The organism is Aeromonas sp. 84A (genome assembly GCF_051919345.1).
GTDB lineage: Bacteria > Pseudomonadota > Gammaproteobacteria > Enterobacterales > Aeromonadaceae > Aeromonas > Aeromonas veronii.
Window position 1 is genome coordinate 2,240,751 of the sequence record NZ_JBQBEW010000001.1, and the last position, 23,521, is coordinate 2,264,271.

The window sequence follows — 23,521 nt, forward strand, 5'->3', positions numbered from 1 at the left end:
ACATCCTTAGCGATCAACCTTCCCTTGAGTGTGACCATGAACAGAGTAAATAGCCACTCACTGCCGTTTCCAGCGGGCGCGGATCTGCCCGATGGGCTGGTAGGCCTCATCCCGCAGCCCCACCAACAGGGTCTTGCCATCCGCTTGCAGCCGGAACTCGCCGTAGCGGGCCGCTTCGTACTGCTCCCCCGACCCCTCTTCAAAGAAGTAGGCATCGGGGCCGATCTGCCACTGCCGCTCGCTCTGGTGCACCTGCAATAGCCGCTCATCGCTGGCGAGCCGATCCGGTTTGCCATCGACCACCAGAGTGGCTACCTGATGGGCATCGAGGCGGATCACCAGGGTGTCGCTGCCCTTGTCTTGAGTCGCACGGGCGTCGCGGCTGGTCAGCTCGCGGGCAATTTCATAGTTGAGGCGCATGTAATCCCCCTGCATCAGGGAGCGGGGGTCGACCGGAGCGAGCCGCAGCAGCACCACTTCGCCGCTGCTCATGGCGTGCTCATAGCGCCAGACGGTGGCATTGATGCCCGCCAGAATGGCGAGGCCGCTCAGCAACAGGGCGAGTTGTCGGGTGACGGGGTTCATGAATCGCTCCTTGCCGCGAAGGTGGTGAGCAGTTGGCGGGCACCCAGCAGCAGGATGCCGGAGCCCAGCAGCAGCCAGGATTTGGTCATCAGGGGGAGCCCCAGATCGTAGTAATAGAGCGAGCCATAACCGAGCAGCAGCAGGGCCGAGAGGGTCATCAGCCCCAGACTGCCGGCATAGAAGCCGAGGATCAGCACCAGTGCGCCTGCCCCCATGCCGGGGATGATGGCACTGATCAGCACCAGCGGCAGGCCAAACAGCAGAGGGAGCTTGAGCTTCACCATCACCGCCAGCAGCAGGGCGGCGCAGAGCAGGGGATTGAGCCAGAGCGGCAGGCGCGACAGCCCCAGTTCGTCCAGCACGCTGCTGCCGCCATCCCACAACGGATGGTGCAGGCGGCCCAGCACCAGCAGCGAGAGGGCCAGCCCCAGCGTGATGGAGTGGTAGAGCTGGTGACGCTCTGGATCCCTATCTGCCCGCAGCCAGCAGAAGGTGATGGCCGCCATCACTAGCGGCAGCGCCAGCAGTTGCAGCCCGAGGCAAGCGAGGCCAAGGGTGAGCAGCAGGGCCGCCGCCACGCTGTGAAACAGCCGTACCAGCCAGTGATCGAACAGCACGGCGATGGCAAGGGAGAGCAGGCACAACCCAAACCAGAGCAGGGCGTGATGAAGGTCCAGCTGATCGAGCAGGCCATAGAGCAGCCAGGCATCGGCCGCCAGGGTGAGGGCCAGCACGAACTGATCCCAGAGATCGCCGCGCTGGCTGCGATTAAGGGCGTAGGCCCCCGCCAGCAGCACGGCCCCCAGCAGCAGGGCACTGTTGGCCTCGCGGGTCAGCTGCTCGAAGGTGAGAAACAGGAAAAAGAGCAGGAACAGGGCGGCAATCCAGCCCACCAGCCCCAGCAGAAAGCGGCTCGACCAGTGGGGTTGGGTATCACGGGGCTGATCCCCTTCCACCAGATTGGCCTGTTGCAGCTTTTGCCAAAGGGTCAGATCACTCATGAGACCTCCGTTGTTGTTGCAGCCAGCGGGCGGCGGTGACAGAAAGGCCGATGGCAATCAGGCTCAGCAGCAAGAAGCCGTTGATGTCGGGCTCCATCCACTTGCCCAGCGCCGCGAGGATGACGGCAATCAGACTGAGGCACCCCATGGCGAGTCCGGCGATAAATCTGTGGTGCCACAGGGCATAGGCGGTGGCGAGCCAGCCAAACCAGAGCGGCCACACCAGCGGGGAGGCGGCATCGAAGAGCGCCAGCAGGGTGAGCAGGGTGGCCCCCAGACCGGCAGCCAGACCCGCCAGCCAGCTTGGCATCAGGCGCCAGCGGGCAGGTGCCAGCAGAAGCAGAGCCCAGAGGGCAGCGTTGAGCAGGGTAAGGCACCAGCCCAAACCCTCTTCATCGAAGGTAAAGAAGAACGTGAACAGGCCGAGCCGCCAGTAGAGCACCAGCGCCAGCTGGCCGAGCAGCCAGCTCAAGGTCCAGAGCAGGGGGCTTTGGCCAAATACCGCCAGTGGCACCAGCATCAGCGCCCAGGTGGCGAACAGCTGCCAGGGATCGGCGCCGGTCTGGTAGGTCTGACCCACCAGCGCCAGCAGGGCGCCGATATTGAGGGCGATAGCGAGCAGCAGCGCCTGACGGGGGGTATCCCCCAGCGGTTTGCGCCACAGCAGAAGCAGCATGGCGAGCAGCGGTGCCTCCAGCAGGGCGAGGCGGGAGACCCGGCCCAGCTCTTGCCAGTTGAAGGCGACGAAGAAGATGAGGCCAGCCCCGATACAGAGGGCGCCGAGCCAGAGCAGCAGCCGGTCAAACAGCCACTGCCAGCGCGCCGGATGGGGGGGAAGATCGGCGAGGGTCAGGGCGTCTACCAGCTTCTCTGGCGCCAGCCGTCCCTGTTTGACCCATTCGAGAAGCGTCTCTCTTGATATGTTGTGCATGGGGGGACTCCACGAGGTTTGCCCCATTATGGCATGAGGCACCCGCAACCGTGCACTGCCCCTTGGCTCTACGGCTGGTGGTTGCGACAGCGGATTACGCAATAGACAAAGCAGCAAACAAAAAAGCCCTCCACAGGGGAGGGCTTGAGCAGGGGAAAAGGCGATCAGGCAAAGATCAGGGTGCTCACCCCGAGGCCGACGAAGAGGATGGCGCAGGCGATGCGGATCCCCTTGAGCGGCAGCTTGTCTGCCCCCAGCTTGCCGATCAGCACCACAGGCACGTTGGCCAGCATCATGCCGAGGGTGGTGCCGGTAATGACCTGTACCAGCGAGTCATATTTGGCGGCCAGCAATACGGTGGCGATCTGGGTCTTGTCACCGATCTCGGCGATGAAGAAGAGCACGAAGGTGGCCATAAAGGGGCCGTATTTATCCAGCGGGCTCTCCTCGTCATCCATCTTGTCCGGCACCAAAATCCAGATAGCCATGGCGATAAAGGCGATGGCGACCAGCCAGGTCATTATCTTGGGATCGAGCCAGCGACTGATGAACTCACCAATCCAGGCAGCGCCCGCATGGTTGAGCAGGGTAGCCGCCAGCATGCCGGCGATGATGGGCCAGGGCTTGCGAAAACGGCAGATGAGCAGCAACGCCAACAGCTGGGTTTTATCGCCGATTTCGGCAATAGCGACGCTGAGGGTTGAGGTTAACAAGGCTTCCATAAAAATGACCGGGGGACGGAATTGTTATAAACCAAAGACAAGCCTGCGCCATCCGTCCCCGGTATTGGCACTGGCCCGTCAAAGGTCTTGTCAAATCCATGGCTGGCATGGATCACCCTGACCATGGTGATTTGGCACCAAGTATGTTGATCAGGGTCGCAAACCGGTATTCATGCAATGGATGGCACCGGCGTGCGAGACTACTCCCCCTCGATGGGAGCGGGCATTCTAGGGAAAAACCGCATGAGTGACAAGGGGATCAGCCACCCACCAGCTTGACGCTGAAACCGGCTTTCTCCAGCTCGGTTTTGATCAGGTCCCGTTTATCCCCCTGGATTTCGATTACCCCCTCCTTGATACCGCCACCGGTGCCGCACTTTTTCTTGAGCAGGGTGGCCAGGGATTTTTGCTGATCGGCGGGTACGCCATGAATGGTGATCACCCCGGCACCCTTGCGCCCCTTGGTCTCGCGGCGAATGCGCACGGTGCCGTCGGTGGGGAAGGGGGAGGCGGATTGGGGAGCGCTCTGCTCCTTGATCATGCCGCCATCTGTGCTGTAAACGAGGCGGCTGTTGTTGTCGTGACTCATGGCATTACTTTATGGGTTAGCTAAGCGGAGTTTGATTTTACTCAAATAAAAGTTGAAGACACAGCTTATAATGCCCCAAGTAAAAGCGAATTATTATTGTTTAACTTCAGGAGTCAGTCATGGTACTCACGCAGTTGTCACCGGGACAGAGTGCTCGCATCAAGAATATGAATCAGCTCGCCCGGCCGCTGCGCCGCAAACTGATGGTGATGGGCCTGTTGCCCCAGACTGAAGTCATCTATCTGCGCTCCGCCCCCCTGGGGGACCCGCTCCAGATCCAGTGCCAGGGGATCTGTCTCTCCATGCAAAAGAGTCTGGCCCAGCAAATAGAAGTCGAGCCGGTATAACCCCCTGCTCGGCTACCGCTCCGGTCAAAAAAGTCACCGGGAGCGGTTCAGAGACAAGAAGTCGAACCTGCAAAGCGGCTTGCCACACGCACGGCAGGTTCAGAAGAAAATAGAGGTAGAGCTGGTATGAATTATTCTCTGGTAACGGTAGGTAACCCCAATAGCGGCAAGACCTCCCTGTTCAACGCCCTGACCGGCGCCCGCCAGCAGGTAGGCAACTGGAGTGGTGTCACCGTTGACAAGAAAATGGGTGAGTTCAGCGCGGGTGAGCATCACTTCAAGCTGATGGATCTGCCCGGCATCTATAGCCTGGCCAGTCAGGATGGCAGTCTGGACGAGCAGATCGCCAGCCGCTTTGCCCAGGGCCAACAGCCCGACCTGCTGCTCAACGTCATCGACGCCGCCAATCTGGAGCGCTCCCTCTACCTCACGCTGCAACTGCGCGAACTGGGCCTGCCCATGGTGGTGGTGCTCAACAAGCTGGATATCCTGCAAAAGCGCCGCATCGTCATCGACGAGAGCAAGCTCGGCAAATCCCTCGGTTGCCCTGTAGTGGCCCTCTCTGCCCACAACAGCAAGCAGGTTGCCGCCTTCAAACAGCAGATCCGGCAGTTTATCGTTCAGCCGCAAGCCGCCTTGCAGCTCGATTACGGCCACGCGCTTGAAACCGATCTGGCGGAGTTGGAGACCCTGCTCGCCCCGCATCACCTCACTACCCGTGGTCGCGCCCTGCGCCTGCTGGAAGAGGATGCGGTGATGCAGGAGACCCTGCTGCCCGGTCAGCAGGCGGCCGCCGCCAATGTAGTGGCTCGCGCCCATCAGGGACAGGATATCGACCTGCAACTGGCGGATATTCGCTACGGCCATATCCACCAGTGGGTACAACAGGCTCGTCAGCAGAAGGGCAAGCTCACCGAGGCCCAGAGCGAGTGGCTGGATCGGGTGCTGCTCAATCGCTGGATTGGCATCCCCTTCTTCCTGTTTGTCATGTACCTGATGTTCCTGTTTGCCATCAACGTTGGCAGCGCCTTTATCGACTTCTTCGACATCATGGGCGGCGCCCTCTTTGTCGATGGGGTGCACCACCTGCTGAGGCTGGTCAATGCCCCCGAGTGGCTGGGCGCCATTCTGGCTGATGGCTTTGGCGTCGGTTTGCAGACAGTCGCCACCTTTATTCCGGTGATTGGCTGCCTCTATCTCTTCCTCGCGGTGCTGGAGAGCTCCGGCTATCTAGCCCGTGCCGCCTTCGTGGTGGATGCCCTGATGCGCCGCCTCGGCCTGCCGGGCAAGGCGTTCGTGCCGATGCTGATGGGCTTTGGTTGTACCGTCCCCTCGGTGATGGCGACCCGTACCCTCAACTCCGAGCGGGAGCGGCTGATGACCTCCGCCATGGCCCCCTTCATGTCGTGCGGTGCCCGTCTGCCGGTTTACGCCCTGTTTGCGGTGGCTTTCTTCCCCGAGTCAGGTCAGAACCTGGTGTTCGGTCTCTACCTCATCGGCATTCTGGTGGCGGTGCTCACCGGCCTGTTGCTGCGCAGCACCCTGCTGCCGGGCAAGAGCGACTCCATGCTGATGGAGATGCCAGATTACGAGTGGCCGCGTCCGGTCAACGTTGCCATCAAGACCTGGCAGAAGCTCAAATCCTTCGTCTTTGGCGCAGGTAAAACCATCGTGCTGGTGGTTGCCGTGCTGAGCGTGCTTAACTCCCTGGGTACCGATGGCAGCTTCGGCCATCAGGAGCAGGAGAGCTCGGTCCTGAGCAAGATAAGCCAGGCGGTGACCCCGGTGCTGCACCCCATCGGTGTACGCGATGACAACTGGCAGGCCACGGTCGGTATCGTCACCGGTATCTTCGCCAAAGAGGCGGTGGTCGGAACCCTCAACAGCCTCTACGCCGGTGGTGGCGATGCAGAGGAGGAGAGCGAGTTCTCGCTGGTGGCCAGTTTCCACGAGGCGATCGATGCCGTGGCGGCCAATCTGGCGGAGATCAACCCGAGCGACCCCATGGGGCTTGATGTTGGCAACCTTGACGACCAGAAAGCTGCCGCCGAGGCGCAGGAAGTGGATGTCTCCACCTACGGCAATATGCAGACCCACTTCGACGGGGCGGCCGGTGCCTTTGCCTACCTCTTGTTCGTGCTGCTCTACATGCCTTGCGCCGCCGCCATGGGCGCGCTGGTGCGGGAAACCGGTCGTCAGTGGGCGCTAATGACGGCGGTATGGTGCAACTATATGGCCTTTATGTGCGCGACCCTCTTCTATCAGGTCGCGACCTTTGCCGCTCATCCGGAGCAGAGCCTGTTCTGGATCGTCAGCTACGGCCTCTCTCTGGTACTGCTCTGGTGGGCCGGTCGCCGTCACGGTGATATCGTTGCCCGCAAGGTGGTGACCTTATGATCCTGCGTGAGCTGGGGGATTACCTCGCCGCGCAGCAGAAGGTGAGCCGGCGTGATCTGGCTCGCCACTTCCACACCTCGGAAGATGCGGTGGAGGCCATGCTCGGCGTCTGGATGCGCAAGGGGCGGGTCATCAAGCGTGAAAGCCGTGTCTGTGGTGGCAGTTGCTGCGGCAAGAGCGAGGAGGTGATGTTCGAGTGGTGTGACGCGGGCCAGATTGGCATCAAGATCCGCTAAACGACTACCCAACCTCATCATCAAACATCGAACAATAAAAAACGGCAGGCCCTGCTTTAAATGAGGGTCTGCCGTTTTTATTGTTGAAAACAGGCGGGATCAGGCGCCTTGGCGGGCCTCGCTCAGCAGTGCCAGCGCCGGTTGGGCGTTGTCCGGCATCAGCCGGTAGGCCTTGTGGTGTTTGACCAGGGTGGTCTTCTTGTTGCCCCGGCTCAGCAGCAGACCGTGCTTGAAGGCCGCCTCGGCCAGCACCTTCTCGTCACCGCGCACATAGAGGGTGAGGGGTTTGACAAGCTCACCGTCCTCGATATGGCCTTCATATTCGCTATGGCTTACCACCAGACTCGCCTGACCGCCCGATTGCAGGCGCAGCTTGGCGTTCACTTCGCTCTCGGTCAGCACCAGCCAGCCTGCCGCTGAGAGCTCCTCCAGCAGGGCAGCCAGCTTGGCCCCCAATTGCTGCGGATTGGTCATGGCGCACTGGTATTGGAAGGCGATGCGCTCCAGCAATCCCTTGAGATCGGCGCCCGCACCCAGAGTGCGGCCAAGCTGCACCCAAGCTTTCAAATCTTCCATCACCAGACGGGAGAAGCGCTTCTCCTTGAGGGAGTCGGCCATCCAGGTGCAGAGAAAGTGGCTCTCTTGCGCCGGAGTGCGCTTGCCCGCCTTTTGCTCGGCGGTGCGGGCCAGTTCGGCCAGGCTTTGAGTGGCCATCTCGAGCAGGGCCTGATTGTAGGTCGGAGAGGTCATAAGCAATCCTTGAGTTGACCACCAGGGGCCAACACCGATGACAGAGATGGCAAAGGCGCCAGTGGCGCCTTTGCGGTTCAATAGAGCAACTGCCCGCCTTATTTCGGCTGACGGGGCTTCTTGGCTGCAGCCAGACGCTTGAGGCGCTGACCCTGCAGCTTGGCTTCGGCCATCACCTGGGCCACGGCGTTATCTTCACGCTGCGGGCGCTTGCCAAAGCGACGACGCTCCTGCAATTGCTTGATCAGCTCGTCACGGCTGCTCACCTCATAGCCCGGCACCATGATGCGGCGGATCTTCTGGCCGATCAGGGCCTCGATCTCCAGCAGGGTACGCTCCTCTTCACGGCTGACGAAGGAGATGGCCATGCCGCGCTTGCCGGCACGACCGGTACGACCGATGCGGTGCACGTAATCTTCCGCCAGGAACGGCAGATCATAGTTGACCACGTATTCCAGGCTCGGGATATCCAGACCACGGGCGGCCACTTCGGTGGCGACCAGTACCCGTACCTTGCCTTCCATGAATTCGCGCAGGGCGCGGCGACGGTTGCCCTGGGCCTTCTCGCCATGGACAACGGCGGACTTGATGCCGTCGAGGTTCAGCTCCTCGACCAGCACATCACAGCTCTCGCGGGTACTGGCGAATACCAGCACCTGCTGCCAGTTCTGCTTGCCAATCAGCTCTGAGAGCAGCTCGCGCTTGCGCTTCTGCTCGACCGGATAGACGGTGTGGCTGACGGTGTCGGCGGTGGAGTTTTGCTTGTTGACGCTGACGATCTGCGGGCGATCCAGCATCAGGTTGGCCAGCTTCTTCACCGCGTCGGAGAAGGTGGCGGAGAAGAGCAGGTTTTGACGGGTCTTGTTGACCGCTTGCAGGATCTTCTGCACATCGGCACTGAAGCCCATGTCGAGGATGCGATCTGCTTCATCCATCACCAGACACTCGACGCCAGAGAGGCTGAGGTTGCAGGCGGTGAGGTGCTCCAGTAGACGGCCCGGGGTGGCCACAATGATGTGAGCGCCCGCTTTGAGCTTCTTGGCCTGCACGTCCTGTTTGCCACCGCCGACGATGGTGATGGTGGTGATATCGAGATACTTGGCGAAGTCATTGATGTTGCTCGCCACCTGAGCCGCCAGCTCGCGGGTCGGGGTCAGGATCAGCACACGGGCGTTGGAAGGCTGGACCGGAGCCGGATTGTCTACCAGACGCTGCAAGATGGGCAGGGCGAAGGCGGCGGTCTTGCCGGTACCGGTCTGGGCGCTGGCCAGCACATCGCGGCCACGGCGAATGGCCGGGATCGCCTGTTGCTGCACAGGGGTCATCTCCTGATAACCGCAATCTGAGACAGCACGCAAAATCTCGGGGGCAAAATCGAACGATTCAAATCTCATAATGGGTTCCTGTGTTCCAGCTGGGCTGTGTTTGGCTTGGTTAGCTCGGCATGAGCGAGACGGAGGTTGTAACCACCGACGGCTGCGCCTGACATCAAGTCAGAGAGTGAGCCGGAAAATGGCGGGCGCGAAGTGTAACAGATAGACGTCACAAATTCTGCCTCAAATGGTTGTCCTTTTCTCATCCTTTGTGGTGTGAATAGCGGTTGAAAGCAATCATTTGACTCCCAAAGACCAAGCCAAGAGCAGTGGGTGAACGGATTTGGACAAGGACGAAAGGGATATCGATGGAACTGGAACAGTTAAAACGCCAGCTGGAGCAGCTTGGCGAGCGCAATGACAGCATGCAGCAGGCACGCCAGCGCAAGCTGCTCAATATCACCCGCGACACGGGGGAGTTGCTGTCAGTGCTGGTGCAGGCCCGTGGGGCGCAGGCGGTGCTGGAGATCGGCACGTCAAATGGTTACTCCACACTCTGGCTGGCAGAAGCGGTGCGTCGGTTGGAGGGGCACGTGACCACCATTGAGCTGGATGAGGATAAGCGCGTGCTGGCCCATGACAACTTTCAGAGGGCAGGGCTGGCCCCTTGGGTAACGTTGCTGGCAGGGGATGCGAGTGAGCTGTTACCGACCTTGCCGCAAGCCGGCTATCAGCTCATCTTCCTCGATTCGGATCGTCAGCACTACCGGGCATGGTGGCCGCAGATCCGCCGCCTGCTGGCACCCCGTGGCCTGCTGGTGGTTGATAACGCCATCTCCCATCGCAGCGAGATGGTGGAGTGGATGAACGAGGTCGGGCAGGATCCGGCTTTTGCCACCTCGCTGGTGCCGGTCGGCAAGGGGGAGTGGCTGGTGGTGCGTTTGTAGGGGTAGCTACAAAAAATCAGCCCCGCATTGGCGGGGCTGATTGTGAAAGCGCATCATGGCCTTGGTCGGTCGGATCAGACCGCCAGATAGTCCATGATCCCTTCGGCTGCCTTGCGCCCTTCGTAGATGGCGGTCACCACCAGATCGGAGCCGCGTACCGCGTCGCCACCGGCGAACACTTTGGGGTTGCTGGTCTGGAAGGCGTATTCGGCCTGCTCGCGGGCCTTGATGCGATCCCGGTTGTCGAGCTCGATGCCGAACTCCGCCATCCAGGGCTGGGGGTTGGGCTGGAAGCCAAACGCCATCACCACCGCATCGGCGGCCAGCACCTGCTCGGAGCCTTCGATAACCACCGGATTGCGGCGGCCATTGGCATCGGGTTCACCCAGCTCGGTGCTCACCACCTTGATGCCGACGGTGCGACCGTTGGCATCCAGCTCGACCGCTACCGGTTGCAGGTTGAACATGAACTCGACCCCCTCCTCGCGGGCGTTTTTCACCTCCCGCTTGGAGCCCGGCATGTTCTCCTCGTCGCGGCGATAGGCGCAGATCACCTTGTCAGCCCCCTGACGGATGGCGGTACGCACGCAGTCCATGGCGGTATCGCCGCCGCCCAGCACCACCACCTGCTTGCCGGCGAAGTCGATGTAGTCGGCTTGCGCCTTCTCGAATCCCAGCAAGCGGTTGGCGTTGGCGATGAGGTAGGGCAGGGCGTCATAGACTCCCGGCGCCTCTTCGTTGGCAAAGCCGCCCTTCATGTACTTGTAGGTACCGACCCCGAGGAAGACCGCATCGAACTCGCCGAGCAGATCGGCGAAGGTGATGTCCTTGCCCACCTCGGTCTCGAGACGAAACTCCACCCCCATCCCCTGGAAGATCTCGCGGCGACGCTGCATCACCTCTTTTTCCAGCTTGAAGGAGGGGATACCGAAAGTGAGCAGGCCACCGATCTCCGGATACTTGTCAAACACCACCGGGGTGACGCCATTGCGCGCCAGCACGTCGGCACAGGCGAGGCCCGCGGGACCGGCGCCGATGACGGCGACCCGTTTGCCGGTCTTCACCACCTTGGAGAGATCAGGGCGCCAGCCCATCTCGAACGCCTTGTCGGTGATGTATTTTTCGATGTTGCCGATGGTGACGGCACCGAATCTGTCGTTGAGGGTGCAGGCACCCTCGCACAGACGATCCTGCGGGCAGACGCGGCCGCACACCTCCGGCAGGCTGTTGGTCTGGTGGGAGAGCTCCACCGCCTCCAGAATGCGCCCCTCTTTGGCCAGTTTCAGCCAGTTGGGGATGTAGTTGTGGACCGGACACTTCCACTCGCAGTAGGGGTTGCCGCACTCGAGGCAGCGATCCGCCTGCATCTGTACCTGCGGCTGATTGAAGGACTCGTAGATCTCCACAAACTGGATTTTGCGGATCTTGAGCGGCTTCTTGGGCGGGTCGACCCGCTGGACATCGATAAACTGAAATACGTTCTGGCTCATAGGGTTCCCTCCTTATTGCGCCTGGATTCTGAGTTCTGCACTGGAACGGCTGGTGTGACCCAGCAGCGATTTCACGTCGCTGGACTTGGGTTTGATCAGCCTGAACTTGGGCACATAGGAGTCGAAGTTGGCCAGGATCTCCTCGGCGCGCGAGCTGCCGGTCTCATTGAGGTGCGCCGTGATGATACCGCGCAGGTGCTCCTGATGGATGGCGAGATCCGCCACGTCCAGCAGTTCCACCAGCTCGGGGTTGGTGCGCTTGGCGAAGTTGCCGCATTCGTCGAGCACGTAGGCAAAGCCGCCGGTCATACCCGCCGCGAAGTTGACGCCGGTCTGACCGAGTACGGTGACGATGCCGCCGGTCATGTATTCACAACCGTTGTCGCCAATTCCCTCGACCACCGCCAGCGCGCCGGAGTTGCGCACCGCGAAACGCTCGCCAGCAGTGCCTGCGGCGTAGAGTTTGCCGCCGGTGGCGCCGTAGAGGCAGGTGTTGCCGATGATGGCCGCTTCATGGGACTTGAACGCCACGCCGACATGGGGCTTGATCACCAGCTTGCCACCGGTCATCCCCTTGCCCACGTAGTCGTTGGCGTCACCGGTGAGGATCATCTCAAGGCCACCCGCGTTCCAGACGCCGAAGCTCTGGCCCGCGGTACCGTTGAAGTGCACCTTGACCGGATCCACCGCCATCCCCTGATTGCCGTGACGTTTGACGATCTCGCCCGAGAGGCGCGCACCCACCGAGCGGTCGGTGTTGCGAATGTCGTAGCGGAACTCGCCACCGCTTGAGGTTTCCACCGCATCCAGCAGATCTTCCACCATTTTCAGGTTGAGCGGCCCCTTGTCGAAGGTGGGGTTGTGCTGCTGGCTGAACAGGCTGGAGCCTGCAGGTGCTACCGGACGGGCCAGAATGCCAGAGAGATCCAGCTTGGCCTGACGAGCGGTGATGCCGGGCAGGGCTTCCAGCAGATCGGTGCGGCCAATCAGGTCGGTCAGCTGGGTGACGCCGAGCTGGGCCATCAGCTCGCGGGTCTCTTCGGCGATGAACTTGAAGTAGTTCATCACCATCTCCGGCAGGCCGGTGAAGTGCTCGCGACGCAGCTTCTCATCCTGAGTGGCTACGCCGGTGGCGCAGTTGTTCAGGTGGCAAATACGCAGGTATTTGCAACCGAGCGCCACCATGGGGCCGGTGCCAAAGCCGAAGCTCTCGGCGCCGAGGATGGCCGCCTTGATGATGTCGAGGCCGGTCTTGAGACCGCCATCCACCTGCAGCCGCACCTTGTGGCGCAGACCGTTGGCGACCAGCGCCTGTTGGGTCTCGGCCAGACCCAGTTCCCACGGGGAGCCGGCATATTTGACCGAGGTGAGGGGGCTCGCGCCAGTGCCGCCGTCATAACCGGAGATGGTGATGAAGTCGGCATAGGCCTTGGCCACGCCGCAGGCGATGGTGCCCACACCGGGCTCGGAGACCAGTTTCACCGACACCAGACAGCTCGGGTTGATCTGCTTGATGTCGAAGATGAGCTGGGCCAGATCCTCGATGGAGTAGATATCATGGTGTGGCGGCGGCGAAATTAGGGTCACGCCGGGCACGGAATAACGCAGCTGGGCGATCTGGGCAGTCACCTTGTCACCGGGCAGCTGGCCACCTTCGCCGGGCTTGGCACCCTGAGCCACCTTGATCTGCACCACATCGGCGTTCATCAGGTAGTGGGGGGTGACGCCAAAGCGGCCGGAAGCCACCTGCTTGATGCGGGAGTTTTTCTCGGTACCGAAGCGCTTGGGATCTTCGCCACCTTCGCCGGAGTTGCTCTGACCGCCGAGGCGGTTCATGGCGACAGCCAGTGCTTCGTGGGCCTCAGGGCCGAGGGCACCGATGGACATGGCGGCGGAGTCAAAGCGGGGGAACAGCTTGTCGGCTGGCTCAACCTGATCCAGTGCGACCGGATTGTCGACCTTCTTCAGCGCCAGCAGGTCACGCAAGGTAGAGACCGGGCGCTCGTTGACCAGACGGGCGTACTCCTTGTAATCGGCATAGTTGCCGGAGCGCACCGCGGTTTGCAGGGTCTGCACCACATCCGGGTTGTAGGTGTGGTACTCGCCGCCGTGCACGAACTTGAGCAGGCCGCCGTGGGCAAGGGGCTTGCGGGCCAGCCAAGCCTGACGGGCCAGCTTGAGCTGATCCTGCTGGATGTCGGCAAAATCGGCACCCTGAATACGGCTCGATACGCCGCGGAAGCAGGTATCGACCACCGACTTGGCCAGGCCCACCGCTTCAAACAGCTGGGAGCAGCGATAGCTGGCGACCGTGCTGATGCCCATCTTTGACATCACCTTGTAGAGCCCTTTGTTGATGCCGTTGCGGTAGTTGACCATGGCCTGGCGCAGGGACATGGTGAGTACGCCCTCTTCAACCTGTTTGGCCAGGGTTTCGTAGGCGAGATAGGGGTAGATGGCGGTCGCGCCAAAGCCCAGAAGCACCGAGAAGTGGTGCGGATCGCGGCAGCTTGCGGTCTCTACCAGAATGTTGGCGTCGCAGCGCAGGTTGTTGTCAACCAGGGTGCGCTGCACCGCGCCCACCGCCATGGCGGCCGGGATCGGCAGGGTGTCGGCGCTGATATCGCGATCCGACAGCACCAGCAGCACGGTACCGCTCTTGGCGGCGGTTTTGGCCTCGTCGCAGATGCGCACGATGGCCGCTTCCAGTCCCTCTTCTGGCTTGAAGTTGAGGCTGATCACCTGATGACGGTAGTACTCACCTTCCAGTGCCAGCAGCTGGTGGAAGTCGGAATAGAGCAGGATCGGCGACTGGAACAGCACCCGGTGGGCGTGACCGAAGGTTTCGTTGAAGACGTTCTGCTCGCGACCGATACAGGTGGCCAGCGACATCACGTGGTTTTCCCGCAGCGGGTCGATGGGCGGGTTGGTCACCTGCGCAAACATCTGGCGGAAGTAGTCATAGAGGGTGCGCGGGCCGGAGGAGAGCACCGCCATCGGGGTATCATCCCCCATGGAGCCCACCGCTTCCTGACCGTTCTCACCCAGTACCCGGATGATCTGATCCAGCTCCTCGAAGGAGTAGCCAAACAGCTTCTGATAAGTCTTCAGCTGGTCGTCGGCAAATTCGCGGCGGCCGGTCTGGCTGTCGTCCATCTGCTCGAACGGCACCAACCGGGTGCAGTGCTTGTCCATCCATTGCTTGTAGGTGTGGCGGTTCTTGAGATCGTCATCGATCTCGAAGCTGGTCCACACCTTGCCGTTGCTGGTATCCACCACGAACAGCTCGCCCGGGCCGACCCGGCCCTTCTCCAGCACTTCGTCCGGGGTGTAGTCCCAGGTGCCGACCTCGGAGGCGAGGGTGATGAACTTGTCCTTGGTGATGACGTAGCGGGCCGGACGCAGGCCGTTTCTGTCAAGCGCGCAGGTGGCGTAGCGGCCATCGGTCATGACGATACCGGCCGGGCCGTCCCACGGCTCCATGTGCATGGAGTTGAAGTCGTAGAAGGCGCGCAGGTCGTCATCCATGTTCGGGTGCTTTTGCCATGCTGGCGGGATCAACAGGCGCATGGCGCGGAACAGGTCCATGCCACCGGCGAGGAAGAGATCCAGCATGTTGTCGAGACTGGAGGAATCTGACCCCGTGGTGTTGACGAAGGGGGCCGCTTCCTGCAAATCGGGAATGAGCGGCGTCGCAAACTTGTAGCTGCGCGCCTTGGCCCACTGGCGGTTGCCGGCGATGGTGTTGATCTCGCCGTTGTGGGCCAGATAGCGAAACGGCTGCGCCAGCGGCCAGCGCGGGCTGGTGTTGGTGGAGAAACGCTGGTGGAAGACGCAGATGGCCGCCTGCATACGGATGTCGGCGAGATCCAGATAGAAGCGCGGCAAGTCCACCGGCATGCACAGCCCTTTATAGACGGTGACCAGGTTGGAGAGGCTGACCACATAGAAGTAGTCGTCGTTGACGCGCTTTTCGATGCGGCGGCGCACGATATAGAGACGGCGCTCGAGATCCTTGTCGACCCAGCCGGGCGGGGCGTTGACAAAGACCTGTTCAATGCTGGGCAGGGAGGCTTTGGCGATGGTACCCAGTACGTTGGTATCGACAGGCACCTTGCGCCAGCCGACCAGACTCAGGGTCTCTTTTTCCAGCTCTTCGTCGATGATGTCGCGGGTCTGCTGGGCCAATACGGGGTCAGGGTTGAGAAACAGCATGCCGACCGCATAGTTGCGGCCAAGGTGCCATCCCTTCTCCTCGGCGACAGCTCTGAAGAAGCTGTCCGGTTTTTGCAGCAGCAGACCGCAACCATCGCCGGTCTTGCCATCGGCGGAGATCCCGCCGCGGTGCTGCATGCGAGCCAATGCTGACATCGCGAGACGGACAAGCTTGTGGCTGGCTTCCCCTTCCATGTGGGCCAACAGGCCGAAGCCACAGTTATCCCTCTCCAGCTTTGGATCATATAGTGACATTGCATTTCTCCCTTGCTCGGCCTTGTATCGTACAGTCATCACCTGACTGCATAAATTGCGATTGGCTCTTGTGGTTCCGTCTGCCTGACGTGGCGAATCTCCAAACTAATGGGATTTTCTGGCGAGGTCAATCGCAGGTCAGGTTTGTCTTCATGGTTACATTCGCATAACAAAATGTCGGGTTAGGGGGATTAACTCGCAGTTATGGGGTGTTTATTCTGTATGGTTTGATTTTGTTGGTTAAATATATCGCCATTGACGGGCTCAATGGTGCGCTCGGCGACGATGGGCGAATGTAGTAATTTTACCAACCCTATGCTACCGAGAGCGGAAGTGATCACATTTTCAATATCCCATGCTTGCAATTGTGTGCTGTCGGGTCTCTTTGAATTTTTCATTGTTCAACAGTGGGTTATCAGGTCTCATTTTCATATGGATGTTTACTGTTTGAATCATCAAAGAACTGTAAAAATCCTTTTTTTGCGCTTTTTCTCTATATTTATTCAAAATTGGTCGGGTATTTATATGTTTTACCCTCTCCGCTAGCTTGATCCAGCTCAGCCCCTGTTTTGCGCAAGCTCGTACAATGGCGCTCCTTTAGCGGAGGTGTCATGCAGTTACACGAACTCGTCAATACATTCGGTCAGGATCTCAAGCAGCGTCATGGTCAGAAGATCCACAAACTCTCCATCCACGGGGCCTTCACCTGCCCGAACCGTGACGGCACCCTGGGCCGTGGTGGCTGCACCTTCTGCAACGTATCCTCTTTTGCTGACGAGTCGGCCCAACAACTCTCCGTGGTGCAACAACTGCTGGCTCGCCGGGACGAAGTCACCCGTGCCAAACGCTATCTTGCCTACTTTCAGGCCTATACCAGCACCTATGCCGAGGTCGAATATCTGCAGCGGATGTATGAAGAGGCGCTGTCAGTGAGCGATATGGTGGGGCTCTGTGTGGGCACTCGCCCCGATTGCGTGCCGGATGCGGTGCTGGATCTGTTGGCGGGCTATCAGGCCCGGGGTTACGAGGTGTGGCTGGAGCTCGGGCTGCAAAGTGCCAACGACAAGACCCTGCAACGGATCAACCGCGGCCACGGTTATGCCGCCTATGAGGATGCGGTAAGACGTGCCCATCAGCGCGGCATCAAGGTATGTGCTCATCTGATCGTCGGCCTGCCGGGCGAAGTGCCGATGGACAGCCTCGATACCCTGCATCGCATCGTTGAGACCGGTGTTGAGGGGATCAAGCTGCATCCGCTTCATGTGGTAGAGGGTAGTACTCTTGGCAAAGCGTGGCAGGCGGGGCGCCTTGAGGTCTTGACGCTGGAGCAGTATGTGGAAGCGGCCGTTGCCATGATCCAGCACACGCCGCCCGAGGTGGTGTATCACCGGATTTCGGCCTCCGCGCGCCGTCCAACCCTGTTGGCGCCAGCCTGGTGTGAAAATCGCTGGACGGCCATGGCGGACATTGCCAAAGCACTCTCATTGAACGGCCCGCAAGGTCACGCGTTGGGCAGACCCTTCATACTTCCTGACCTATAATTGAGCGCCAGATTATTATTTTCACGTAAAACATAGGGTTATATAAAAAACTTCATACCCTAAACTATAGTTTTGCTACGTGCCGGTTGATATAGTGGTGCGCCATAATAAATGCCATTATCAATTAACTCCGACATTCACCCTGATTGCAGTGTTAGCATGGTGTTGATGAGCCGATTATTTTTACCAATAACGAATCATGCCGCCATTGCTGCTGTGCCGGGAAATTGGCGATGAGTGTCGCGATCTATCTGGACAGGTTTATCCCCTGATCAGTCTCATCAGCGGGAAGGCCACTCGGTTTTAGCGTGGCTATAGCAGGGAAATATGAGCGATGAACGCTCTTATCTACCTCATTTATGCAGTGACAGGATGCTATGCAAGCAGAAACAAGTCGTATTGATGAGTTATTGGAGTGTCTGGTCTTCTTGACCCGTTTTTATGGTGTGCCCAACAGCCAGGATGCCCTGACGACCGGGTTGCCACTGGTCTCCGGACGCCTGACAACCGCACTCTTTTGCCGTGCTGCCGAGCGGGGCGGGTTATCCGCCCGTGAAGTGATACAGCCACTGGCCGATATTTCTCCCTTGCTGCTGCCTTGTGTATTGCAGATGCGCAGTGGTGGCGCCTGCATTTTGCTGGAGTGGAACGAAGATCGCAGCCAGGGGAAAGTGATTTTCCCGCAGGCCGGTGATGCCGCGCAATGGCTGACCGCAGCCCAATTGGGTGATGAGTATCTGGGACGCCTCTTCTATGTAAAGAAGCAGTTCAAGTTTGACGAGCGCTCGCCCAAGGTACTGGAAACCCGTGATGGACACTGGTTCTGGAGCACCTTGTTCGAATCCCGCGGCATCTATCGCGATGTGCTGATCGCCTCCATTCTGATCAACCTGTTTGCCATCGCCAGTCCGCTCTTTACCATGAATGTTTATGACAAGATTGTGCCCAATCTGGCGTTTGATTCGCTCTGGGTGCTGGCGGTCGGGGCCATGGTGGTCTTTACCTTCGATTTTGTGATGCGGCAGTTGCGTAGTTACTTTATCGACATTGCCGGTAAAAAGTCTGATGTGCTGCTGTCCGCCAAGATTTTCGCCAAGGTGATGGGCATGAGGATGGAGTCTCGTCCCGCTTCCACTGGCGCGTTCGCCAAACATCTGCAGGAATTTGAATCGGTGCGGGAGTTTTTCACCTCCGCAACGGTTTCTACTCTTATCGATCTCCCTTTTGCCGTATTTTTCCTTTTTATTATCTGGATGTTTGCAGGCGTAATGGTGGTGGTTCCCATCGTCGCCATGCTGATCCTCATCGCCTACAGCTTCTATATTCAGGAGCCCCTCAAGCAGTCCATCGAAGAGGGGTCACGCCTTGCGTCCCAGAAGAACGCCAACCTGATTGAAAGTATTTCCGGGCTGGAAACCGTCAAGATTTTCGGCGCCGAGAGCATGTTCCAGCATCGCTGGGAACAGGCCGTCTCCCATATTTCCACCTGGGGCGTACAGACCCGCCGGATTACCAACTCCATGTCCTCGCTGGCCAGCTATATCCAGCAGGTGGTGACGGTCGGTCTGGTGATCGTCGGTGTTTACCAGATCTCGGAAGGCTTGGTCACTATGGGGGGCATGATTGCCGCCGTGATGCTCTCCAGCCGCGCCATTGCGCCCATGGTGCAACTCTCCGTGTTGTCGACCCGTTATAACCAGGCCAAATCTGCACTGGATATTCTGGAAAAAATCATGCAAACCCCGGGTGAGCAGGAGGAGGGCAAGCAATATATCCATCATCCGGTGATTGCCGGTCGCATTGAATTTGAAAATGTATCCTTCAAATATCCGGGAATGGAAACCAGCACCCTGCACAATATCAATTTGCGCATTCAGCCGGGCGAAAAGGTGGCGATTATCGGCCGGATTGGGGCGGGTAAAACGACCCTCGAGAAGTTGTTGATGGGACTGTATCGACCGACCGATGGTTCGGTACGTATCGACGGTTTTGAACTTGATCAACTGCCGCCTGCGGTGATCCGTCGCAATATCGGCTGTGTTCCGCAAGATGTCATTCTCTTTTTCGGATCGGTGCGGGACAACATCATGCTGGGTAATCCGCTGGTGGATGATGTGAGAGTCTTGCGCGCAGCCAAGCGGGCGGGTGTCACCAACTTTACCAACCGGGATCCTAACGGGCTAGATCGGCAGATAGGCGAGGGTGGCCGTCAGCTATCCGGTGGCCAGCGTCAGTCGATCCTGCTGGCACGCGCCCTGCTCAATGATCCCCCCATTCTGGTGATGGATGAGCCGACCTCCAACATGGACAACCAGTCCGAGATGCAGGTCAAACAGGAGCTCGCCAGACTGGGCCCGGAAACCACATTGATCCTCATCACTCACAAAACCTCGATGCTGGATGTGGCATCGCGAGTGATCGTCATCGAGCAGGGGCAGATCGTTGCTGATGGCCCCAAAGAGGTGGTGTTACAGCAGTTGAAGGAAGGCAAGGTGCGCGTGCAGGAGGTGTCCCATGGTTAAGGGGCTCATGGACTGGTTCAAGCGCAGCAAAAAGACGCCTTCCGGCGAGGTATTGCCGGCACCCGAGCATCTGGAGTTTGTCGATGACGGCGCGGCAGCTGTGCTGCTGACCACGCCGACCGGAGCTCGCATCCTGTTGTGGTGCTGTTTCCTCTTTTTCATGAGTGCCATCGTCTGGGCGGCCTGGGCCGAACTGGATGAAGTCACCGTGGGTCAGGGCAAAGTTATTCCGTCCCGTCAGCTGCAGGTGATCCAGAACCTGGAAGGGGGGATCGTCAAAGAGATCTTCGTCAAAGAGGGGGACATCGTCGAAAAGGGGCAGCCGCTGCTGCGTATTGATGACACCCGTTTCCGCTCCGACTTTAGAGAACGGGAGCAAGAGGTCGTCACCCTGAAGGGGGATGTGGCCCGTCTGCGCGCCGAGATGGCCAGCGTCGAGGTGAAAAACGACCCGGCACTGGGGTGGCGTGAGCAGGTAGTGGTAGGCGAAGCGCCAATCCAGTTTCCCGATGGTTATGAAACTGTCTTTGCCGAATACGCACACCGTGAGCGCTCTGTACAGCGGGATCGCCTAAATAACCTGAAGAACCAGCTCTATATTCTTGGTCAGCAAATCGAACAGAAAGAGCAGGAGCTGATTGAACTGAATGCCAAGATCCGCACTGTGAATCGCAGTGTGGAACTGGCCAGACAGGAACTGAATATTAGCCGTCCGCTGGCGAAAGAGGGTATAGTGCCTCAAGTGGAGCTAATCAAGCTTGAGCGGCAGGTCAACGAGATGCAGGGGGAGCTGGAGAGCAACCGTCTGCTGATCCCAAAACTCAATTCGGTACTGCGTGAGACCATCTCCAAGCGTAATGATATTGCGCTAAAATTCAGAGCAGACTCCCAGACTGAACTGAACGAGAAGCAGGGGCGACTTGGCCAGTTGTCAGAAGGGCAGGTTGGCTTGCGAGACAGGGTCGACCGGACCAGCGTGATTGCACCGCTCAAGGGCACCATCAAGAAGCTCAAGATCAACACCCTGGGCGGCGTGGTTCAGCCCGGCATGGATCTGATGGAGATTGTGCCGCTGGAGGATACTTTGCTGGTAGAAGCCAAGGTGTCACCGAAAGATATCGCCTTCCTGCGACCGGGGCTGGATGCCATCGTCAAGATTACTGCCTACGACTTTACAATCTATGGAGGATTGCATGGCAAGGTTGAACAGATAAGTGCGGATTCGATCCAGGATGAGGAGGGGAACTCCTTTTATCTGGTTCGGGTTCGGACAGAGAAGAGTTACTTGGGCGATGAGCTTAACGCACTTCCCATCATCCCCGGTATGTTAGCCAGTGCTGATATCATTACTGGTAAAAAAAGTGTCCTAGACTATTTGCTTAAGCCGATTTTACGGGCAAAGCAGTCTGCACTGAGAGAACGATAAGCCAACAATCTAAAAACAAAACATGACTGGAGATAACATGAAAAAAACGATTGTTGCCATGCTGGTCAGTGGCTGCATCCTGATCCCGAGTTTGGGTCAGGCCCAGACTCTGGAAGAGTCGGTGGCACAGACACTTGCTACGCATCCCAAGATCAAGGAAGCGTTTGATCTGTATCAGGCACGACTCTATCAGCATGATGGAGCCAAGGGTGGCTATTATCCTACGATCGATTTGCGTGGTGGTGTAGGCTATGAAAAAACTGACAGCCCTTCTACCCGCGCTGCCAGTGCCAACAGCAATATTGATGATTCCATGACTCGCAAAGAGGCAGGATTGAGTCTGCGGCAAATGTTGTTTGATGGCTTTGATGTCAGCAACAACGTCTCCAGAACCGAAGCTGAAGCGAATGCCCAGCGTCTGGCGATGATCTCTGAAGCTGAAAATACCGCGCTGCGAGTAGCTGAGGTCTACCTCAATATGCTGCGTCAGCAGGAGATTTTGGAACTCTCCAAACAGAACCTAGAAACCCACGAACAGATCCGCAGCGACATCAGCAAGCGGACTGATTCAGGGCTTGGCTCTACTGCGGATCAGACCCAGATAGAAGGTCGTGTTGCCCGGGCCTATTCAAATCAGGCCGCTGCTGAAAACAACTATCGCGACGCAGAGAGTGAATTTATTCGTGTCGTGAACGAGGTTCCCAAAGATCTGGTACAGCCGGTTCCCAAGACCGAGCTTATCCCGACCAGCCTCGATAGTGCGCTGAAAACGGCGACCGAAGTCCACCCGACCCTGCTCTCTTCCCTGCAGGATATCGAAGCGGCCAAGTATCAACATGAAGGCGCCAAATCCGGTTTCTATCCGAATGTAACATTCGAGGTCGATCAGAACTGGAATGAGGATATCGATGCGGTAAAAGGGCGCAACGATGATCTGACCGCAATGGTGCGGATGCGTTACAACCTGTTCCGTGGCGGTTCTGATGTGGCAGAGAGCAATGCAACATCGGCGCTCTACTCTCAGGCGAAAGACATTCATTTGAATGCGTTCCGCCAAGTGGAGGAAGGCACTCGTCTGGCCTGGAACGCGAAAGAGTCGCTGGCCAAGCAGAAGACCTTCCTGAAAGAGCATGTTGACGCCAGCTATGACACCGTACAGGCATACAAGAAGCAGTTTGGGTTGGGTCAACGGACATTGCTGGACGTATTGAACACCGAGAACGAACTGTTCGAGGCGCGTCGCAGCTATATCACTGCCGAGTATGATGCACTGCTGGCGGACTATCGCATTCTCAACGCGACAGGCAGTCTGCTCAATGCATTTAGCGTCAAACAACCCGCTGAATGGCAGGCCAGGCAATAACCGTTTGTTCATGATCCCGCAGGGATCATGAACGCCAACATGGTGATTGCAGCTGGCAGTCACCATGTTTGGCTAACGCAGGTTGTTGTACGAGCTTTGAGGAGTGCAGCAGTAATAATGCAGCAGGAATATGATGTGACACTCCAGCGCGGAACCGGTAGCCGATGGTGTTATCTTCTCAATGAATGGAGATACCGATCGCTACGCGCTCTGCGCCACTCCTTATGGATCCTGCTGTTACCCTTCTCACTTCTGCTCTGTGCCAGTCAGCCTCTGCCACAGGAAGATCTCAACTTGATCAAACGGGCGGAGCAGACCTATGGCGCCAGAGCCGGCAAGCGCGTAACCAGTTGGCGTATGTTGGTCATGGAGACGAAGGGCAGGGCCCTGAGCGAAGAAAAAAAGCTTGAGCGGGTAAATAATTTTTTCAATCGGATGCGTTTTATTGACGATATCAAGTTGTGGCGCAAAAAGGATTATTGGGCAACCCCGCTAGAATTTTTGGGAGCAGCTGGGGGAGACTGTGAAGATTTCAGTATCGCCAAATACTCTACGCTGCTCGAGCTTGGGATCCCGGATGATAAAATGCGGATGGTGTACGTTAAGGCTCTTGATTACAACCAGTTTCACATGGTGGTGGCATATTATGAGACACCCTCTTCTGTTCCGGTTATTTTGGATAATTTGATAGGCTCGATTCGCCCTGCCACACAGCGGCGAGATCTGGTGCCTATTTACAGCTTTAACGGTAGTCACTTGTGGTTGATGAAGGCACGAGGCCAAGGGGAACTGGCTGGTCAATCATCCCGCTTGGGATTATGGAATGATTTACGCAATCGCATGACCTCGGGGCGATTGGCTCGGCCAGTGGTGAATTTGGATGATTAACCT

Annotated in this window: 18 protein-coding genes; 9 read left to right on the forward strand and 9 right to left on the reverse strand. The window is 58.6% G+C overall.

Going from position 1 to position 23,521, the window contains the following annotated elements:
• Window positions 1-57: 57 nt before the first annotated feature.
• The 5 genes from ACTG20_RS10315 to ACTG20_RS10335 form a co-directional block, all read right to left on the reverse strand.
• Window positions 58-585: a GDYXXLXY domain-containing protein gene (locus tag ACTG20_RS10315; protein ID WP_439987622.1), complete on the reverse strand. Its 528-nt coding sequence runs from the start codon at window positions 583-585 to the stop codon at window positions 58-60.
• Entirely contained in the window at window positions 582-1,586 is a 1,005-nt protein-coding gene (locus ACTG20_RS10320; RefSeq protein ID WP_439987623.1) for a DUF4401 domain-containing protein, read from the reverse strand. Before ACTG20_RS10320 ends, ACTG20_RS10315 begins: the two co-directional genes overlap by 4 nt.
• Window positions 1,579-2,517 carry a DUF2157 domain-containing protein gene (locus ACTG20_RS10325; protein WP_236374006.1) on the reverse strand — a complete coding sequence of 313 codons (939 nt, stop codon included), beginning with the start codon at window positions 2,515-2,517 and terminating at the stop codon, window positions 1,579-1,581. Before ACTG20_RS10325 ends, ACTG20_RS10320 begins: the two co-directional genes overlap by 8 nt.
• A 164-nt stretch (window positions 2,518-2,681) precedes the next feature.
• Window positions 2,682-3,239, reverse strand: a complete 558-nt coding sequence (locus ACTG20_RS10330; protein WP_005346773.1) for a TMEM165/GDT1 family protein — start codon at window positions 3,237-3,239, stop codon at window positions 2,682-2,684.
• A gap of 259 nt (window positions 3,240-3,498) precedes the next feature.
• Window positions 3,499-3,828: a translation initiation factor gene (locus tag ACTG20_RS10335; RefSeq protein WP_005337385.1), complete on the reverse strand. Its 330-nt coding sequence runs from the start codon at window positions 3,826-3,828 to the stop codon at window positions 3,499-3,501.
• A gap of 119 nt (window positions 3,829-3,947) precedes the next feature.
• Between ACTG20_RS10335 and ACTG20_RS10340 the strand changes: the two genes are divergently transcribed.
• The 3 genes from ACTG20_RS10340 (at window position 3,948) to ACTG20_RS10350 (ending at window position 6,808) form a co-directional block, all read left to right on the forward strand.
• On the forward strand, window positions 3,948-4,175 hold the full coding sequence (locus ACTG20_RS10340) for a FeoA family protein (RefSeq protein WP_005337384.1): 228 nt from the start codon (window positions 3,948-3,950) through the stop codon (window positions 4,173-4,175).
• 126 nt (window positions 4,176-4,301) lie between these two features.
• The gene (feoB, locus tag ACTG20_RS10345; protein ID WP_194494555.1) at window positions 4,302-6,572 is read left to right on the forward strand and encodes a Fe(2+) transporter permease subunit FeoB; all 2,271 of its coding nucleotides are present in this window, start codon (window positions 4,302-4,304) and stop codon (window positions 6,570-6,572) included.
• On the forward strand, window positions 6,569-6,808 hold the full coding sequence (locus ACTG20_RS10350) for a FeoC-like transcriptional regulator (RefSeq protein ID WP_005350974.1): 240 nt from the start codon (window positions 6,569-6,571) through the stop codon (window positions 6,806-6,808). Before feoB ends, ACTG20_RS10350 begins: the two co-directional genes overlap by 4 nt.
• 99 nt (window positions 6,809-6,907) lie before the next feature.
• On the opposite strand, the gene ACTG20_RS10355 is transcribed toward ACTG20_RS10350, so the two are convergent.
• Both ACTG20_RS10355 and ACTG20_RS10360 read right to left on the reverse strand, forming a co-directional pair.
• Window positions 6,908-7,558, reverse strand: coding sequence for a DUF2913 family protein (locus ACTG20_RS10355; RefSeq protein WP_194494556.1), 651 nt, complete (start codon window positions 7,556-7,558; stop codon window positions 6,908-6,910).
• Window positions 7,559-7,656: 98 nt separating this feature from the next.
• On the reverse strand, window positions 7,657-8,952 hold the full coding sequence (locus ACTG20_RS10360; RefSeq protein WP_064341970.1) for a DEAD/DEAH box helicase: 1,296 nt from the start codon (window positions 8,950-8,952) through the stop codon (window positions 7,657-7,659).
• Between the two features lie 287 nt (window positions 8,953-9,239).
• On the opposite strand from ACTG20_RS10360, the gene ACTG20_RS10365 reads away from it, so the two are divergent.
• A complete protein-coding gene (locus ACTG20_RS10365; protein WP_194494557.1) occupies window positions 9,240-9,818 on the forward strand; it encodes an O-methyltransferase in 579 nt (192 codons plus the stop codon).
• A gap of 74 nt (window positions 9,819-9,892) precedes the next feature.
• On the opposite strand, the gene ACTG20_RS10370 is transcribed toward ACTG20_RS10365, so the two are convergent.
• Together ACTG20_RS10370 and gltB are read right to left on the reverse strand one after the other, a co-directional pair.
• A complete protein-coding gene (locus tag ACTG20_RS10370) occupies window positions 9,893-11,308 on the reverse strand; it encodes an FAD-dependent oxidoreductase (protein WP_194494558.1) in 1,416 nt (471 codons plus the stop codon).
• 12 nt (window positions 11,309-11,320) lie between these two features.
• A complete protein-coding gene (gene gltB, locus ACTG20_RS10375) occupies window positions 11,321-15,778 on the reverse strand; it encodes a glutamate synthase large subunit (RefSeq protein ID WP_194494559.1) in 4,458 nt (1,485 codons plus the stop codon).
• Between the two features lie 611 nt (window positions 15,779-16,389).
• Between gltB and ACTG20_RS10380 the strand changes: the two genes are divergently transcribed.
• From ACTG20_RS10380 to ACTG20_RS10400, 5 genes are all read left to right on the forward strand, one after another.
• Window positions 16,390-17,319 (forward strand): TIGR01212 family radical SAM protein, encoded by a 930-nt coding sequence (locus ACTG20_RS10380; protein WP_042083735.1) that lies wholly within the window; start codon window positions 16,390-16,392, stop codon window positions 17,317-17,319.
• 377 nt (window positions 17,320-17,696) lie between these two features.
• Window positions 17,697-19,841, forward strand: a complete 2,145-nt coding sequence (locus ACTG20_RS10385) for a type I secretion system permease/ATPase (protein ID WP_005350980.1) — start codon at window positions 17,697-17,699, stop codon at window positions 19,839-19,841.
• Window positions 19,834-21,267: an HlyD family type I secretion periplasmic adaptor subunit gene (locus ACTG20_RS10390; RefSeq protein WP_194494560.1), complete on the forward strand. Its 1,434-nt coding sequence runs from the start codon at window positions 19,834-19,836 to the stop codon at window positions 21,265-21,267. The genes ACTG20_RS10385 and ACTG20_RS10390 overlap by 8 nt, the downstream gene beginning before the upstream one ends.
• Window positions 21,268-21,304: 37 nt before the next feature.
• Window positions 21,305-22,630 carry a TolC family outer membrane protein gene (locus ACTG20_RS10395; RefSeq protein WP_194494565.1) on the forward strand — a complete coding sequence of 442 codons (1,326 nt, stop codon included), beginning with the start codon at window positions 21,305-21,307 and terminating at the stop codon, window positions 22,628-22,630.
• A 135-nt stretch (window positions 22,631-22,765) separates the two neighbouring features.
• Window positions 22,766-23,518 (forward strand): transglutaminase-like cysteine peptidase, encoded by a 753-nt coding sequence (locus ACTG20_RS10400; RefSeq protein WP_005350994.1) that lies wholly within the window; start codon window positions 22,766-22,768, stop codon window positions 23,516-23,518.
• Window positions 23,519-23,521 lie beyond the last annotated feature (3 nt).